At 60.7% G+C, this 13,025-nt stretch carries 13 protein-coding genes; 10 read left to right on the top strand and 3 right to left on the bottom strand.

Annotated features, from left to right (window positions below; genetic code table 11):
* The first annotated feature begins 13 nt into the window (after positions 1 to 13).
* Genes ACFWEM_RS18060 through ACFWEM_RS18050 form a run of 3 tightly spaced genes read left to right on the top strand, consistent with a single transcriptional unit; the run spans position 14 to position 1,947 of the window.
* On the top strand, positions 14 to 541 hold the full coding sequence (locus ACFWEM_RS18060) for an SRPBCC family protein (RefSeq protein ID WP_378535580.1): 528 nt from the start codon (positions 14 to 16) through the stop codon (positions 539 to 541).
* 51 nt (positions 542 to 592) lie between these two features.
* On the top strand, positions 593 to 1,174 hold the full coding sequence (locus tag ACFWEM_RS18055) for a TetR/AcrR family transcriptional regulator (protein ID WP_378535578.1): 582 nt from the start codon (positions 593 to 595) through the stop codon (positions 1,172 to 1,174).
* Between the two features lie 2 nt (positions 1,175 to 1,176).
* Positions 1,177 to 1,947 carry an SDR family oxidoreductase gene (locus ACFWEM_RS18050; protein WP_378535576.1) on the top strand — a complete coding sequence of 257 codons (771 nt, stop codon included), beginning with the start codon at positions 1,177 to 1,179 and terminating at the stop codon, positions 1,945 to 1,947.
* A gap of 44 nt (positions 1,948 to 1,991) precedes the next feature.
* On the opposite strand, the gene ACFWEM_RS18045 is transcribed toward ACFWEM_RS18050, so the two are convergent.
* Complete coding sequence (locus ACFWEM_RS18045) at positions 1,992 to 2,477, bottom strand: RNA polymerase subunit sigma (protein ID WP_378535574.1); 486 nt, start codon at positions 2,475 to 2,477, stop codon at positions 1,992 to 1,994.
* A 424-nt stretch (positions 2,478 to 2,901) separates the two neighbouring features.
* On the opposite strand from ACFWEM_RS18045, the gene ACFWEM_RS18040 reads away from it, so the two are divergent.
* From ACFWEM_RS18040 to ACFWEM_RS18030, 3 genes are all read left to right on the top strand, one after another.
* The gene (locus tag ACFWEM_RS18040) at positions 2,902 to 3,789 is read left to right on the top strand and encodes an SAM-dependent methyltransferase (protein ID WP_378535572.1); all 888 of its coding nucleotides are present in this window, start codon (positions 2,902 to 2,904) and stop codon (positions 3,787 to 3,789) included.
* Positions 3,790 to 3,973: 184 nt separating this feature from the next.
* The gene (locus ACFWEM_RS18035; RefSeq protein ID WP_378535570.1) at positions 3,974 to 5,380 is read left to right on the top strand and encodes a serine hydrolase; all 1,407 of its coding nucleotides are present in this window, start codon (positions 3,974 to 3,976) and stop codon (positions 5,378 to 5,380) included.
* A 1,143-nt stretch (positions 5,381 to 6,523) separates the two neighbouring features.
* Positions 6,524 to 7,702, top strand: coding sequence for a glutamate--cysteine ligase (locus tag ACFWEM_RS18030; RefSeq protein WP_378535568.1), 1,179 nt, complete (start codon positions 6,524 to 6,526; stop codon positions 7,700 to 7,702).
* Here the strand turns inward: ACFWEM_RS18030 and ACFWEM_RS18025 are convergent.
* Positions 7,696 to 7,851, bottom strand: a complete 156-nt coding sequence (locus tag ACFWEM_RS18025) for a DUF6131 family protein (protein ID WP_003945912.1) — start codon at positions 7,849 to 7,851, stop codon at positions 7,696 to 7,698. The two genes, ACFWEM_RS18030 and ACFWEM_RS18025, sit on opposite strands and share 7 nt — an antisense overlap.
* A gap of 145 nt (positions 7,852 to 7,996) precedes the next feature.
* Here ACFWEM_RS18025 and ACFWEM_RS18020 point away from each other — a divergent pair, with 145 nt between their 5' ends.
* The 3 genes from ACFWEM_RS18020 to ACFWEM_RS18010 all read left to right on the top strand — a co-directional run bounded on the left by ACFWEM_RS18020 (position 7,997) and on the right by ACFWEM_RS18010 (position 10,596).
* The gene (locus ACFWEM_RS18020) at positions 7,997 to 8,200 is read left to right on the top strand and encodes a hypothetical protein (RefSeq protein ID WP_003945456.1); all 204 of its coding nucleotides are present in this window, start codon (positions 7,997 to 7,999) and stop codon (positions 8,198 to 8,200) included.
* A 77-nt stretch (positions 8,201 to 8,277) separates the two neighbouring features.
* On the top strand, positions 8,278 to 9,360 hold the full coding sequence (locus tag ACFWEM_RS18015) for a M48 family metallopeptidase (RefSeq protein WP_378535566.1): 1,083 nt from the start codon (positions 8,278 to 8,280) through the stop codon (positions 9,358 to 9,360).
* 201 nt (positions 9,361 to 9,561) lie between these two features.
* Complete coding sequence (locus ACFWEM_RS18010; RefSeq protein ID WP_378535564.1) at positions 9,562 to 10,596, top strand: hypothetical protein; 1,035 nt, start codon at positions 9,562 to 9,564, stop codon at positions 10,594 to 10,596.
* Between the two features lie 38 nt (positions 10,597 to 10,634).
* Here ACFWEM_RS18010 and ACFWEM_RS18005 read toward each other — a convergent pair whose 3' ends face one another.
* On the bottom strand, positions 10,635 to 11,801 hold the full coding sequence (locus ACFWEM_RS18005; RefSeq protein WP_378535562.1) for a MinD/ParA family protein: 1,167 nt from the start codon (positions 11,799 to 11,801) through the stop codon (positions 10,635 to 10,637).
* A gap of 587 nt (positions 11,802 to 12,388) precedes the next feature.
* On the opposite strand from ACFWEM_RS18005, the gene ACFWEM_RS18000 reads away from it, so the two are divergent.
* Complete coding sequence (locus ACFWEM_RS18000; protein WP_029254615.1) at positions 12,389 to 12,919, top strand: hypothetical protein; 531 nt, start codon at positions 12,389 to 12,391, stop codon at positions 12,917 to 12,919.
* Positions 12,920 to 13,025: the final 106 nt, after the last annotated feature.

The following is a 13,025-nucleotide window of genomic DNA, read 5'->3' as shown; positions in this document are numbered from 1 at the left end:
AACTGAAACCGAAATGGCTCGCGAACTCACCGTCTCCGACAGCGTCGTCGTCAACGCTGACGCACTTTCCCTCTACGAGCTCATCAGCGATCCCACTCGTATGGGTGCCTGGAGTCCCGAAAACACAGGCGCAACCTTGCGAGGAGACAGCGAAAGCGCTTTCCTGGGCATGGAGTTCGACGGGCACAACAAGCGTGGGCGCGCGCAGTGGACCACGAGATGCACAGTTACCGCTGCCAACGCCGGGAAGCTCTTCGAATTCCGTGTCCACAAGATCGGCCTCGGCACTCCCCGGATCCCCGCCTCCATCGCAACCTGGCAGTACCGATTTTCACCGATGCCCGACGGAACCCGAGTTACCGAAACGTGGACCGACGACAGACGCGGCTGGCCGGACTTCGCCGCCGACATGTTCGACAAAATTGCCACCGGAGGAAAAACGTTCGCCGACTTTCAGCGCGGCAACATCCGCAAGACGCTCCTGAACCTCAAGAACGCAGTTGAGCAGGAGTTTTCCGGCGTCGAAGGTAACGCCGGCTGACCAGCCGACACCATTTGTGGCAGTTTCTGCCACTTTTGGTACAGTGCGGATATGGCAACAGCCCGCCGCACCGCACTGCTTCTCCGCGTCTCGGAGAGTTGTGCTGCCGCTTTCGTCGAACGCGGTGACACTTCGACAACCATCGCCGAGCTCGCGGAGCGCGCGGAAATCTCCGAGCGAACGTTCTACCGCTGCTTCGCCACCAAAGAGGAGAGCATCTGGCCGATGCTCGACGACGGGAACCGGAGTCTCGCCGCTGCACTCGGTGAGCAGCCACGCGATTCCGGACTGGCGCGGGCTGTCCGGAACGCCTTCGTCGCCTCGGTCGGTGAGTCTTTCGAAGACATGACCCGATCCCTGATGCCGATCATCTTCGGCGATGCCGCACTCCGGAGAGTCTGGGAATCAGCGACTTTCGAGACGATGGAGCTCATTCGCCCCGAAGTGGCCCGGCTGATCGATCGACCGGAAACCTCGCTCGACACCACTGCGGCGGCGGGTCAATCGACCCTCGCTGTGGTCGCAGCACTGCGGGAGATGGCAGACCGCCGAACACCTGCACTCACGGCAATCAACCGCGCGCTCGACGCGTATTCGACGTCGTATCTCGCGCACCCAACAGGTAAGGAATAATCATGACTCAAGATCTCTCCGGAAAAATCGTTCTCGTCACAGGTGGCGCCCGCGGCCTCGGTGAAGCGTTTGCGCGCGGCATCGTCGCAGGCAACGGGCGCGTGGTCATCGGCGACATTCTGGACGACGACGGCCGAGCGGTAGCCGAATCTCTCGGCGAGGCAGCGCGTTACGTTCATCTCGATGTCACCGACGCGGCATCGTGGAAGTCCGCCGCCGAGTTCGCCGTGTCCGAGTTCGGCGCAATCAACGGACTGGTCAACAACGCGGGAATCTCCGCTTCCGGCCAGACTGTCACCGACGAGCCCCTCGAAACGTTCCAACGGATCATCCAGATCAACCTCGTGTCCGTACACACCGGCATCCACACGGTGGTCCCGTTGATGAGGGCCGCCGGTGGCGGATCCATCGTGAACATCTCCTCGGCCGCAGGCCTGATGGGCATGGCTCTGACCAGCGGTTACGGCGCAGCCAAGTGGGGCGTGCGAGGACTGAGCAAGATTGCTGCCGTCGAACTCGGTCGCGACAAGATCCGGGTCAACTCGGTTCACCCCGGCATGGTCCTGACGCCCATGACTGCACCGACGGGCATCAGCCTCGAAGAAGGCGCATTCCCCAACAATCCGTATCGCCGCGTTGGTCGCCCGGAAGAGTTGGTCGGTGCGGTCACGTACCTTCTTTCCGACGATGCCTCGTACACAACGGGTTCCGAGATCGCCGTCGACGGTGGCTGGACTGCCGGACCGTCGATCGAATACATCGCCGGCCAGTAAGGACGGGTTCCATTCCCGCCTGAATCTGCGCACTCCGACTACCCTCAGGTTGACACCAACATCTCCCTGATTGCATTCGGAGAAGGCAACTTTCGCAGTCGCTGGAGCGCCCGATGCAGGTCGAGTGACACCTGGTCGGTCGTACGGGCAAGCGATATTGCAGTCTCCTCGTTGTCGAGGCCGACGATCAACCGCAACACCAAGACGTCGCGCTCGACAACCGGAAGCGTTGTCGGAGGCGGGAGCGGCCCGACGGCGAAACCGTCGGATACCGCGCGAGCAATCGCGACGCTCGTACTCGCGTACAGCAGACGCAAGAAGGGCTGATTCGTCTCCGATCCGTCGCACACTGCCGTGAGAACCGCGACGCACGCGGCATCCGCGGCGGAGTCGGAGACGGCCCGATCAAGCTCGGCGCGGCACCGCAGCACAACCATCGGACGAAACGCCGCAAGCAAACTGGCCATGGACTCACGGTTACCGCTCCGCGCCGCGGTGGCAAGCCCATCCAGCGAGCCTTCCTTCAACATGGGCTCACATTCTCTCTTTCTCGACGGGAAATTTGTCCTGCAGTCCGAGGGATCAGCTGGAACCGAACAGTCCGGCGAAGAGGTTCACAGTCGGCGTGGGTGCCGAGTCTTGCCAGCTTTGCCACTGGTTCTGGCTGTCCTGACACCACTCTCCGTAGATTTCTCGAGACTGTCTCTCGCAGTCATGAATGGGGCGCACACCAGTGAAGTCCTGCATCCTGGCCGTCGACTGGCACTAACCTGGCAAATTCCTGGCAGGGTGCTGATTCAAACCGAACGCCTTGCACTGCAGAGTTTTTCGATATCGGTGGATTGTCTTTTCTGCTTCAAGTCCGACCGTTCCGTTCCAGGCGGCGACGGGTCGCACGGGCGTAAGGTCGAGAGAGTTCGGCTCAGTCGTCAAGAGCGGAAGGACACCCAGACAATGCGGAGCGATGGAGATACGTGGGACATCGTCAGTAGCGTTGGACTCACCGCACTGGCAGTGGCAACATTTCGCGCATTGGAGAGCACCCGTCCGGATGCGATCATCGAAGACAAGTTCGCATCGTGGTTCGTAGAAGCCGCAGCAGAGCCACATTTCACAGCTCTGCTGAAAGATCCTGAACTCCTCGACGACACACCCTTCGGCGGTTTCATGGGCTTGCGAACCAGATTCTTCGACGAATTCTTCTTGTCGTCAACTGAATCCGGCGTTGCACAGGCGGTCATCGTCGCGGCAGGCTTGGATTCGCGTGCGTACCGACTGGAATGGGCGTCCGGATCGACAGTCTTCGAAGTAGATCAGCCAAAGGTATTGGAGTTCAAGGCCGAAGTGCTCGCGGCACACGACGCCCAGCCGAAAACCGATCGACGCGCTGTAGCCACCGATCTGCGAAACGACTGGCCGACCGCACTCGAGGAAGCTGGCTTCGATCCGCACAACCCCACCGCCTGGTCGGCGGAAGGCCTGCTCGCCTATCTCCCCGGCCCGGCCCACGACGCCCTGTTCGAACGGATCGACGAACTCTCGACCACCGGTAGTCGGTTGGCGGTGAACGACTTTCCGGCCGGCACCGACCCGAGCAAGCTTGCGGCCATCAGATCCAAGTACTTCGCCAAGAACCCGTTCGGCGACCTGGACATTTCGCAACTGTTCTACAGCGACACACGATCCGATCCGGGTCAGTGGTTAGCTGAACACAATTGGACCGTCCGTCGCTTCAGTTCGGTCGAGTTGGCAGAACTCTACGATCGCCGGATCCCCGAACTCCCCGAAGAAATCGCGGCGCTGTCGGCGCAACCGTCTTTCCTGGCCGCGACCAAGAACTAACTCTCGCAGTCCTCACGAAAGCGCCTCGGGTGCAGCACTTCTCCCTTTTGTCCAGCTTCACCTTGCGTGTCACCACTACGAGCCGTAGACGGTACTCGAGGATGAACCGATTCCGTACTTCAGGCTGAGAATGTCTACACCTCAGACGGACGCGCGCCGGCGAAGATACTGATGAAATGAGTCCATGAAACTCGAACACACACGCAGGAAGAGTCGCCCACTCACGTTGGTGGCACTTGCCTCCGCAGCGGTATTCGCCCTTGCCGCATGTACTTCCGGGACCGATTCCGCACAAACCTCCGAAAACAGCACAAAGGTCTCCGCCACCGAGGCACCCGCAACGGTCACGATCCCTGACAGCGCCGTCGGCAAGCAGATCACCTGGCTTCTCAGCGCGGTCAACACGAGCACACCCTTGACCCAAGAAGGAATCGCCGAGCATTTCGGACCCACCGCACCTGTTGTCCTGACACCTCCGGACTTCGACTCCATCCGAGCCGGACAGCCCTGGATTACAGTGAATTACAGGGGAGGCGACACCGACGGCACTGTTTCCATCACCAGCACCACCGGCGGTGCGTTCGACATCAACGTCGTCGTCGACGGCAGCGGGCTGATCCTGGGAATGGCGATCACACCGACCAAGACCGATCATGTGCCGGCCGCATCGTGGCCAGAGCTCGAGGCAGTCGTCAAAGCGCTTCCCGCGCCGACCAATCTGACCGTCACCGAGGTCACCGGCGGAAAGAACGCCGCAGTCTTCAGTGTCGGCGACACCGCACCCCAGCCGACAGGGTCGACGATCAAGCTGTACGTTCTCGGCGCGGTCGCGACGGCTGTCAAGAACGGGACACTCTCCTGGGATCAGAAGCTCACGATCACCGACGACCTCAAATCGATGCCCGGTGGGACCCTGCAGGATCTGCCATCGGGAACTGAAGTCACGGTCCGGGAAACCGCCGGCAAGATGATCTCGATCAGCGACAACACCGCCACCGACATGTTGATCGCTGCTGTCGGGCGCGAGCAGGTCGAAGCCGAATTCGCGCCGATGGGCATGGCGGATCCTTCCCTCAACATCCCGCTCAAGCCGACCCGCGCACTGTTCCAACTCGGCTGGGGTGACGAAGGCGCACAACGTATCGCTTGGCGCGACGGAACTCCTGATGAGCGTCGAGCGATACTCGCGGCGCTGCCGGGTGGTCTGGTGGACATCCCGGCGTCAGCATTCACCACCCCCGCATGGCCTTTCGACATCGACTGGTTCGCCTCGCCCGCCGACCTGCGTTCCGCGTTGGTCTCGTTACAAGAGATGGCGAAGACCGAGAGCGGCGCCCCTGTTCGAGACATACTCGCCGAAGATCCGGCGCTCAGCGACGAGTCCGCGAAATGGTTCACCTACGGCGGATTCAAGGGCGGCAGCTCCATCGGGGTCCTCGCGGGTGCCTATTACGTGGAACACGACGATCGTGCCTGGGTTGTCACCATGCAAACTCATGGTGACGAGGCTGCACTGGTTGCCGACCCAGCTCTGTACTTCGATCCGGTCGACGACGCGATGCTCTTGATCCAGAAGGATGCAACCAGCTAGAGCGCACCGGGCGGGTCAAACACACGGACACAGAGTCCTGCCTGACCCGTGGAGATGGCCGGATACAGAGAACCGCTGCGCATCCGGTGTCACCAGGATGCGCAGCGGCTTCGGTAAGTCTTAGCCCGTGGGAGGCTCAGTCTCGTCCGACGAGAATCCGTCGAAGAATGCGATGACCTTCTGAAGAAGTGCCGCGATGTCGAAATCTTCCAAGCTACCCATTGCGTTCGTCCTTTCGTTTAACACTGGAGGATGAAACGTGCATCTTGCAATTCCCAATGTAAAGCATCAATGGGATTTTTTCTCGACCACGCAACACTTCGACTGCAAATGCCCCATTCAGCAAGATGTGAGCAAATTGCCGCAAATAACAGCCCCACAAGCAATATTCCCCTCATCCACGACCTACGAATAGTTCCCAATTCACAGGTGGGTAATCTTTGAGAAAAATTTCTGGGCGCGTCGATTTCCATAGATATTCCTGGCGAAAGCCTGAATCAGAGACTGCAAGGTAGACGAAGTTTCGACATAGAAGGTATGCAGTTCTGTCGGACATTCGACCGCGATAACGAATGGATTGCACCACTATCCTTGGCACCTCTCCACATCTTTGGAATTCACATGTAACCACTAGCGATTCCCGCTGATCGAACGCAATACCAGTTCAAGAATTCGAGAGCTTCAATTGATACTGTGCGCGCGATTAACTGATCGCGCCTGCACTAAATCACCGAGCGCGCATGCTCCACCAAAATTTCATATCCAATTGTTGGACGTTAGTTTAGATGAGTTCACATTTCTCCGAGATCGGCCCGATAACTGGCCGACTCCAAGGACAGAACCGAGGCTGCCCCACGGCAGTACGCCAGGACACGATCCGCGACTCGACGACAGGTGTGCGGGCGTGCGGGCAAGATCACCCGAGGGTGAAATAGGGGGTGAGACATGCCTGGGGGTCTCGTTTTACCGAGTCCGGCACAGTACGTTTTCCCAGGCACGCCAGTCCCCAGATTCACACGGTGTGCAAGGGCTCGTTGACGCTTCCGAGATGTTGGCAAGACCGACCACAGGCCCCGTTCTCCCGACGAGAACGGGGCTTCCTCGTGTCTGTTTCCGCCTTCCACCGACCGGGTAGACGCGAGCATGAGCGCCACCTGCTCGACGGGATCCACCGCTGGCCGCTACGAATCGACGACCCCAACCATCGGCGTCGAAGAAGAATTCATCCTCGTCGACCCGACATCGTGGCTGCCGTCCACCGACAATGCCGCGGTTGCGGAAACCGCGTCGACACTGGGTTTGGATCTTCAGCTCGAACTGTCCCGCTGCCAAGTCGAGACCAACTCTCCCGTGTGCCAGGGCATCGACGAGCTCCGAACCCACCTGATCGACATGCGTCGGCTCGCGGGGAAGGCGGCCGAGTTGAACGGCTGCAGGCTGTTGGCCGTCGGCGCACCGCTTTCGGGACCTTCCCGTTTCGAGATAAGCGACTCGCCTCGCTACCGGCAGATGGGGCAACACTTCGGCGCCCTCGCTGCCGAACAGAGCATCTGCGGTTGCCACATCCATGTAGGCGTCGCTGATCAAGCTGAGGCAGTGCAGGTCTGCAATCACGTGCGCATCTGGCTACCGGCCTTGCTTGCCCTGAGCGCCAATTCCCGTATCCACCAAGGAGTCGACACAGAATTCTCGAGTTGGCGAGCGGTTCAGTGGTCCAGGTGGCCCGTGGCCGGACCGCCGCCGTACTTCGAGACCGCCGAGGACTTCGACACCGCGCTCGCGATGATGGTGGATTGCGGAGTGATGCTAGACAAGCGGATGGCCTACTGGGATATCCGACCGTCCTGCCACCTACCGACCGTCGAGATCCGGGTCTGCGACGTTCAACCGACGGTCGACGACGCCGTGCTGCTTGCGACACTTGTACGCGCCCTGGTCGCCACTGCGCTGCGCGCCGTAGACAAAGGCGTGAACGCACCGCGCGCTTCTCTCGAGAGTCTTCGCATCGCGACATGGGTGTCCGCAAAGGAGGGCATCCTGGGAACGCTGATCGATCCGGTTACCGCACAGAGAATTTCGGCCACGGAGCTGTTTCGCCGACTCCTGATCCATCTCCGCGACTCACTCGACGAGACGGGTGAGTACGCGAGTGTGGAGTCGGCGCTGCGCCACAAGTTGGTCACCGGTAGCGGCAGCGACTGGCAACATCGAACGCTGCGCCAGGTCTGCCTTCGGGAGTTGATCGCGCGTGCCGTTCGACGCACCCTCCCGACCGCGCCGGCGGGCATGGATACGCATGGCGGCCCGACTCCGGATCAGTAGTAATGCCGCCGACCACCGATGGCATGCCCGGCCGCGCCCAGCGCGTACAGGATGATTCCGATCACCAGCAAGACGACACCAATCGTCCACAGGATCGGAATGTTCACCACGAAGCCGATTATCAGCAGGATTACGCCGAGGATGATCATGACAAGCTCCTTCAGTGCGTTCACTCGGGCGGATACGCCCGCCTCGAGCCGCATACACCGTGGATACCCGTCGGCCGAGCGTTTCATACCCACTCTGACCGGGTATTTCGCTGGGCACCACAATATTTGAAGAATCGAGCACGCCATGATGAGAATTGTGACTCTGATCGTTCTGATCTGGCTGATCGTCGGGGCCGTCGCGGCCGGCCAGCGCGGCTACTACAGCAGTTCGCCGACCAACTGTGCCGGGGTCGGGACCATCGCACTCACCGTCATCGCCGGCCCGCTGAACTACTTCGGCGTCAATCCCAAGGTTACGGATTGCACGCTTCCTCAACCGACCGAATGAACTGCCGAAAATCCACGCTAAACCGACTAGTCGTTACCCTGGAGGTGAGTCGACACACATCGAAGTGAGGGGCCACCATGACCACTGCACCAGATCGCACCCGAATCGAGTTCCCGGACATCAGCTCGCGTGCGTGGGAACACCCAGCCGATCGGGCTGCATTGGTGACGCTCCGGACGCTTCGGGGTTTCGACACCGTTCTGCGGACGCTGTCCGGACTGCTCCAAGAACGTCAGCACCGCCTCATGTACCTCGCCACGTCGGTGCGAGTCGACGAACGCCAGTTCAGCGACCTGAACGACCTGCGCCGTGACTGCGTCGAGATCCTGCAGGCCGACGAGACACCCGAGTTGTTCGTACTCCAGACCCCAATGGTCAACGCCTTCACCATCGGCATGGACAAGCCGTTCATGGTGGTCACTACTGGGCTATTGGACGTGATGAACTACGAGGAACAGCGGTTCATCATCGGCCACGAACTCGGCCACGCACTGTCCGGTCATGCGGTGTATCGCACCATCTTGATGCATTTGATGCGACTTGCCGGAACCATCGGCTGGTTGCCCGTCGGCGGGTGGGCACTGCGCGCGATCATCGCGGCCCTCATGGAATGGCAGCGCAAGTCCGAACTGTCCGGCGATCGCGCCGGACTGCTGTGCGGGCAGGACGTACACACCGCGATCCGCGTCCAGATGAAATTGGCGGGCGGATCCCGAGTCAGTGAAATCGACATCGACGCATTCTTGGCCCAGGCCGCCGAGTACGACGCCAGTGGTGACCTCCGCGACGGTGTACTCAAGCTCCTCAACATCGAACTGCTCTCGCATCCGTTCTCGGTACTTCGCGCCGCAGAACTCAAGAAGTGGGTGGACAGTGGTGACTACGCCGCAATTCTGCGCGGAAACTACCCGCGGCGAGGAGAAGACGACGGAGCGAAGATCAGCGACGAGTTCAAGAATGCGGCCAAGACCTACAAGCAGAACTTCGACGAATCAGAAGACCCTTTGATCCGAATGGTGCGCGACATCGGCAGCGGACTGGGCGGCGCGGTTGGCGCCGTCGGAAACGGCGTTGGCGACGTGGCGTCGGACATCAAGGAACGATTTACCCACTGGCGCAAGAGTTCCGACAGATCAAAGGGCGCCGACGACGCCGAGTGAACAGAATCGGGGCCTGCCACCGAAGGCAGTCGGCGGCAGGTCCCGAGTTCTTGGCGTGAAGGTGATGCAGGCTTCCCTCTGCACCACCCTCACGTTCACAGACAGTACCAGCAGTCGAACAAACGTGCGAACTGAAAGCGGTCGTGTCGAATCCCCGGTTGTCGGGTACGCGGCATAGGACCACTACAGAAGGGAGCCGACATGCATGCTGGGCGACTGAAGAAGGTCGGTTCGAGTGACGGCCCGTTTGCCTCCGTGTACTTCGAGGACGTCCGCAACCGGGAGGATGCGCGCGAGCGCTTCGAACTCGAATGGCGCTCGATGCGCAATCAACTCTCGAAGCAGGGAGCATCCGAATCACTGATCGCACGGCTGGACGAGGTGAAGGACAACCATCACGGAATCTCGGGGCGCGCCGGGCGGGCGATCGTCGCCACGCCGGAGGCCGTGCTGATCGACGACATTCTGCTCGAACCTGCCGGATCGACCATCGCAACCTTGGGCGAGTTGCCCTACCTGATTCCACTGATCGCACATGGATACGACACCGAGCCGTTCCTCATCGCCAAGGTCGACCACACCGGCGCAGACCTGTGCGTACGTGATGCGCGCGGGCGTGACGTGTACGGCGAATCGGTCGACGGCGACGGCTTCCCGGTCCACAAGGCACACGTCGGCGGTCAGGAGCGGTACACCGACAGCCAAGGCCTCGTGGAGGAGAACATCCGGAAGAACCTGACACTGGCCGTGGAGCGCGCGGCGGCGCTCGCCCGTGAACACAAGGTTGCATTGGTAGTCGTGATCGGAGAAGTACAGTCACGCAAAGCTTTTGCTCAGCTCCTACCGTCGACGCTACGGGTGGTGGACGTCGAAAAGGGTTCGCGTTCAGTCGGTTCGACACCCGCCGAGGTGTCGAAGTCGATTCGTGAACTGATCGGCACGCAGCGGCTGCGCAGAATGGATACGGAAACCGAACGCTACGTCGCAGAGCAGGGACGGGACTCCGGCCTCTCCATCGACGGGACCGCACGCGTCCTAGACGCACTCGAGCAGGGCAAGGTCGAAACGCTACTGCTCACCGACCCCGACGACAAGGAAGTCACGAGCGGAAAGTTGATCGGGCCCGCCGATCGCGTACTTCCCTACCTCGCAATCGGGACGGGCACCGAACTGGTGCAGATCGACGAACGCCTGGTTCTCGCCGACGGCTACGGCGCGATACTTCGGCACCCCTGAACACAGGCCTGCTGATCAGATTCAGTGGGCGAGCACCTTCAGCGAGAAGCGTGCTTGCCCACCGAGTCCGGAAAACCATCGGCAATCGCTGCCACGAGCTCCAGATACGCCCGCGCAGTGCGCTTGTTCAATAACTTCAAGTCGATCGGACCGCCCTCGCCGAGGTGATCGTCGTACGGCAGGGTCTTGACCGCGCGCACTCCACGCTGAGCGAAAACGTCCTCGAGCTGGTCGAGATCGAGCGAAGACGAACCTGGCCGCGTCGAATTGATCGCCACAACCGACCTGCTCACCAGATCCGCGTATCCATGTTTGGTCAGCCAACTGAGCGTTGCTGCTGCACTACGCGCACCGTCCTGCGCCGTCGGGCTGACGACAACCAAGGCATCTGCTTCGTCGAGAATTCCGTACATGGCCGAGTGCATGATTCCGGTGCCACAGTCGGTGATGACGATGTTGTAGTGCACCTCGAGAATCCGCAGGGTATCGAGGTAGTCCTGCTCGTTGAACGACTCCGAAGTTTCCGGATCTGCTTCACTTGCAAGGATTTCGAGCCGGCTGTCGCCTTGCGACGTGTAGTAGCGAACATCGCTGTACGTACGAATGTCGCCGTCGGCCAACAGATCACGAACGGTCAGATGGTGTTCACGTCGTTCACGATCAGCCAGAGTCCCCAGGTCGGGATTGGCGTCGATGGCTACGATCCGATCGCCACGGATCGAGGCGAACGTCGAACCGACCGTTTTGGCCGCCGTGGTTTTTCCCACACCGCCCTTGAGCGAGATGAAAGCGATCTTGTACACGCCGCGCACCGTGCGGTTGGCACGGCGCACGAGAGCCTGGTGTTCGAGTTCGGCAGCCGACTGTCCAGTGTTGATGCGACCGCCGGTGAGTTTGAACAACACACTGCCCAAACCGCGTTCGGGTGGACGCTTCGCCCGCTTGATGATGTCCAAGTCGTCGACGGAGGTCATAGGCCTGGGCGTCGAGGTTCGAAAATCGGTCGGCTCTTCACGCCGTTGCTGGCGCATCCGCTGGCTGGGCAACGGTTTTGCGGCTGGTTCGTCGAATTGTGGTGTGAACGTGACAGTTCGAATCGACGTCGAGTAGCCGTCGTCGGACGCGTCGAAAAGGCCGTCGCCTCTAGTCGTTCCCGAGTTGTTCCCCAGGACTCCGCCATTCGAACCGTTGTTATCGCTGCGCACCGTTTTCCTAGGTCGAGGTCGAAATCAATTCGGACATAGCCTCTCGGACGCTATCACTCTGGCGGGCTTGCCGTTCTCTGCTCAATACCGTCACAGCACAACAGACCGTTACACCCGCCTTTCGATGACTTTGGTCCCCCCGCTGGTGCCATTCTCAGCAAATACGAAGGCGTAACGATATGCGGCACATATATCTTCATCTGCCGTTGAAAACAGCTCTCCGCAATGTCAGGGCAAATCCCTTGGTACCAAACGAGAAAAGGGAGGGTGATCGCCTGGGCGATCACCCACCCTTCATGGACAAGTGTTCAGCTGCTGCAGGATTCCAGGCTTCCGTGAACTTCCGAATATCGTCGACAGATCCATACTTGCGAATGAACCGCTCGTGTCGCAGTGGTTGATGGTGGGTGCGAGATCACCGCCTGTGATGTCTGCCGCATTCACGTTCACCCGGAGATGTCCGCGGTTGTCTTCGCAACTTTTCTGCCGGCGCCGAGGAGGTTCAGGTTGCCCTCAGCCGTCCCCCGGAGACATCGCGACCTGGTCACCTACTAAGCCCGGTAGTAGGCGCCTGTATCCTTTCGCGTATGACGCCGGGTCCGAAAGATGTCGCGCAGCTGCGCGGCGCCTTCGTGGGCGGCACATCCGGCGCGGTCTCTGTCGCGGCCCACGCCCTCGGTGGCGGCGGCATGGCCCCGTCCGAAAGCGCGGTGGTGTTGTTGATCCTCGCGTGCGCGAGCGTCGGCGCGGTGGTCACGTCCATCGACACCCGTCGCTCCCCCGCGCTCTTGCTTGCCCTCATGCTCGCTGCGGGTCAGGCCATCGGTCACGCGACTTTGACCATCGCTTCGGATCATCAGCACGGACTGCTCCTGTCCCTTCCGATGCTGGCGGCGCACATCGCTGCCGTCGGAGTGTGCGCAGTGCTGATTCGCGGCGCAGAACGCGGATACGTCGTGGCAGCGTCGACGGTGGCCGCCATTGTCGCAGTGCTTCTGCGCCCGTGGGCACCTGAACCCTCGCCGTTCACTGCGCGGACTCGATACCGCGCCAAAGTTGTTCTGCGTCAACTGCTCACCTCCGGCTTGGGCACTCGCGGCCCACCGGCATTCGTGTAACTCACCTTCCCTTTTCACTTCACGCACGTGAATACGTGCGCACTTTGCTGTGCGCCTTTATTAACCGCCCGCGGTTAATAAAGGCGCACGGCGGGATCGAGTACAC

The organism is Rhodococcus sp. NPDC060176 (assembly GCF_042728675.1).
Taxonomy (GTDB): Bacteria; Actinomycetota; Actinomycetes; order Mycobacteriales; family Mycobacteriaceae; genus Rhodococcus_F.
Note: the sequence above shows the minus strand (reverse complement) of the source record. Positions and strands in the feature narration are given on the sequence as shown.

What these genes read in the sequence shown, in the direction of transcription:
- ACFWEM_RS18060 (WP_378535580.1), top strand. Translation starts at nt 14, where the DNA reads ATGGCTCGCGAACTCACCGTCTCCGACAGCGTCGTCGTCAACGCTGAC.
- ACFWEM_RS18010 (WP_378535564.1), top strand. Translation starts at nt 9,562, where the DNA reads ATGCATGCTGGGCGACTGAAGAAGGTCGGTTCGAGTGACGGCCCGTTT.
- ACFWEM_RS18045 (WP_378535574.1), bottom strand. Translation starts at nt 2,477, where the DNA reads ATGTTGAAGGAAGGCTCGCTGGATGGGCTTGCCACCGCGGCGCGGAGC.
- ACFWEM_RS18025 (WP_003945912.1), bottom strand. Translation starts at nt 7,851, where the DNA reads ATGATCATCCTCGGCGTAATCCTGCTGATAATCGGCTTCGTGGTGAAC.
- ACFWEM_RS18035 (WP_378535570.1), top strand. Translation starts at nt 3,974, where the DNA reads ATGAAACTCGAACACACACGCAGGAAGAGTCGCCCACTCACGTTGGTG.
- ACFWEM_RS18050 (WP_378535576.1), top strand. Translation starts at nt 1,177, where the DNA reads ATGACTCAAGATCTCTCCGGAAAAATCGTTCTCGTCACAGGTGGCGCC.
- ACFWEM_RS18020 (WP_003945456.1), top strand. Translation starts at nt 7,997, where the DNA reads ATGATGAGAATTGTGACTCTGATCGTTCTGATCTGGCTGATCGTCGGG.
- ACFWEM_RS18030 (WP_378535568.1), top strand. Translation starts at nt 6,524, where the DNA reads ATGAGCGCCACCTGCTCGACGGGATCCACCGCTGGCCGCTACGAATCG.
- ACFWEM_RS18040 (WP_378535572.1), top strand. Translation starts at nt 2,902, where the DNA reads ATGCGGAGCGATGGAGATACGTGGGACATCGTCAGTAGCGTTGGACTC.
- ACFWEM_RS18055 (WP_378535578.1), top strand. Translation starts at nt 593, where the DNA reads ATGGCAACAGCCCGCCGCACCGCACTGCTTCTCCGCGTCTCGGAGAGT.
- ACFWEM_RS18000 (WP_029254615.1), top strand. Translation starts at nt 12,389, where the DNA reads ATGACGCCGGGTCCGAAAGATGTCGCGCAGCTGCGCGGCGCCTTCGTG.
- ACFWEM_RS18015 (WP_378535566.1), top strand. Translation starts at nt 8,278, where the DNA reads ATGACCACTGCACCAGATCGCACCCGAATCGAGTTCCCGGACATCAGC.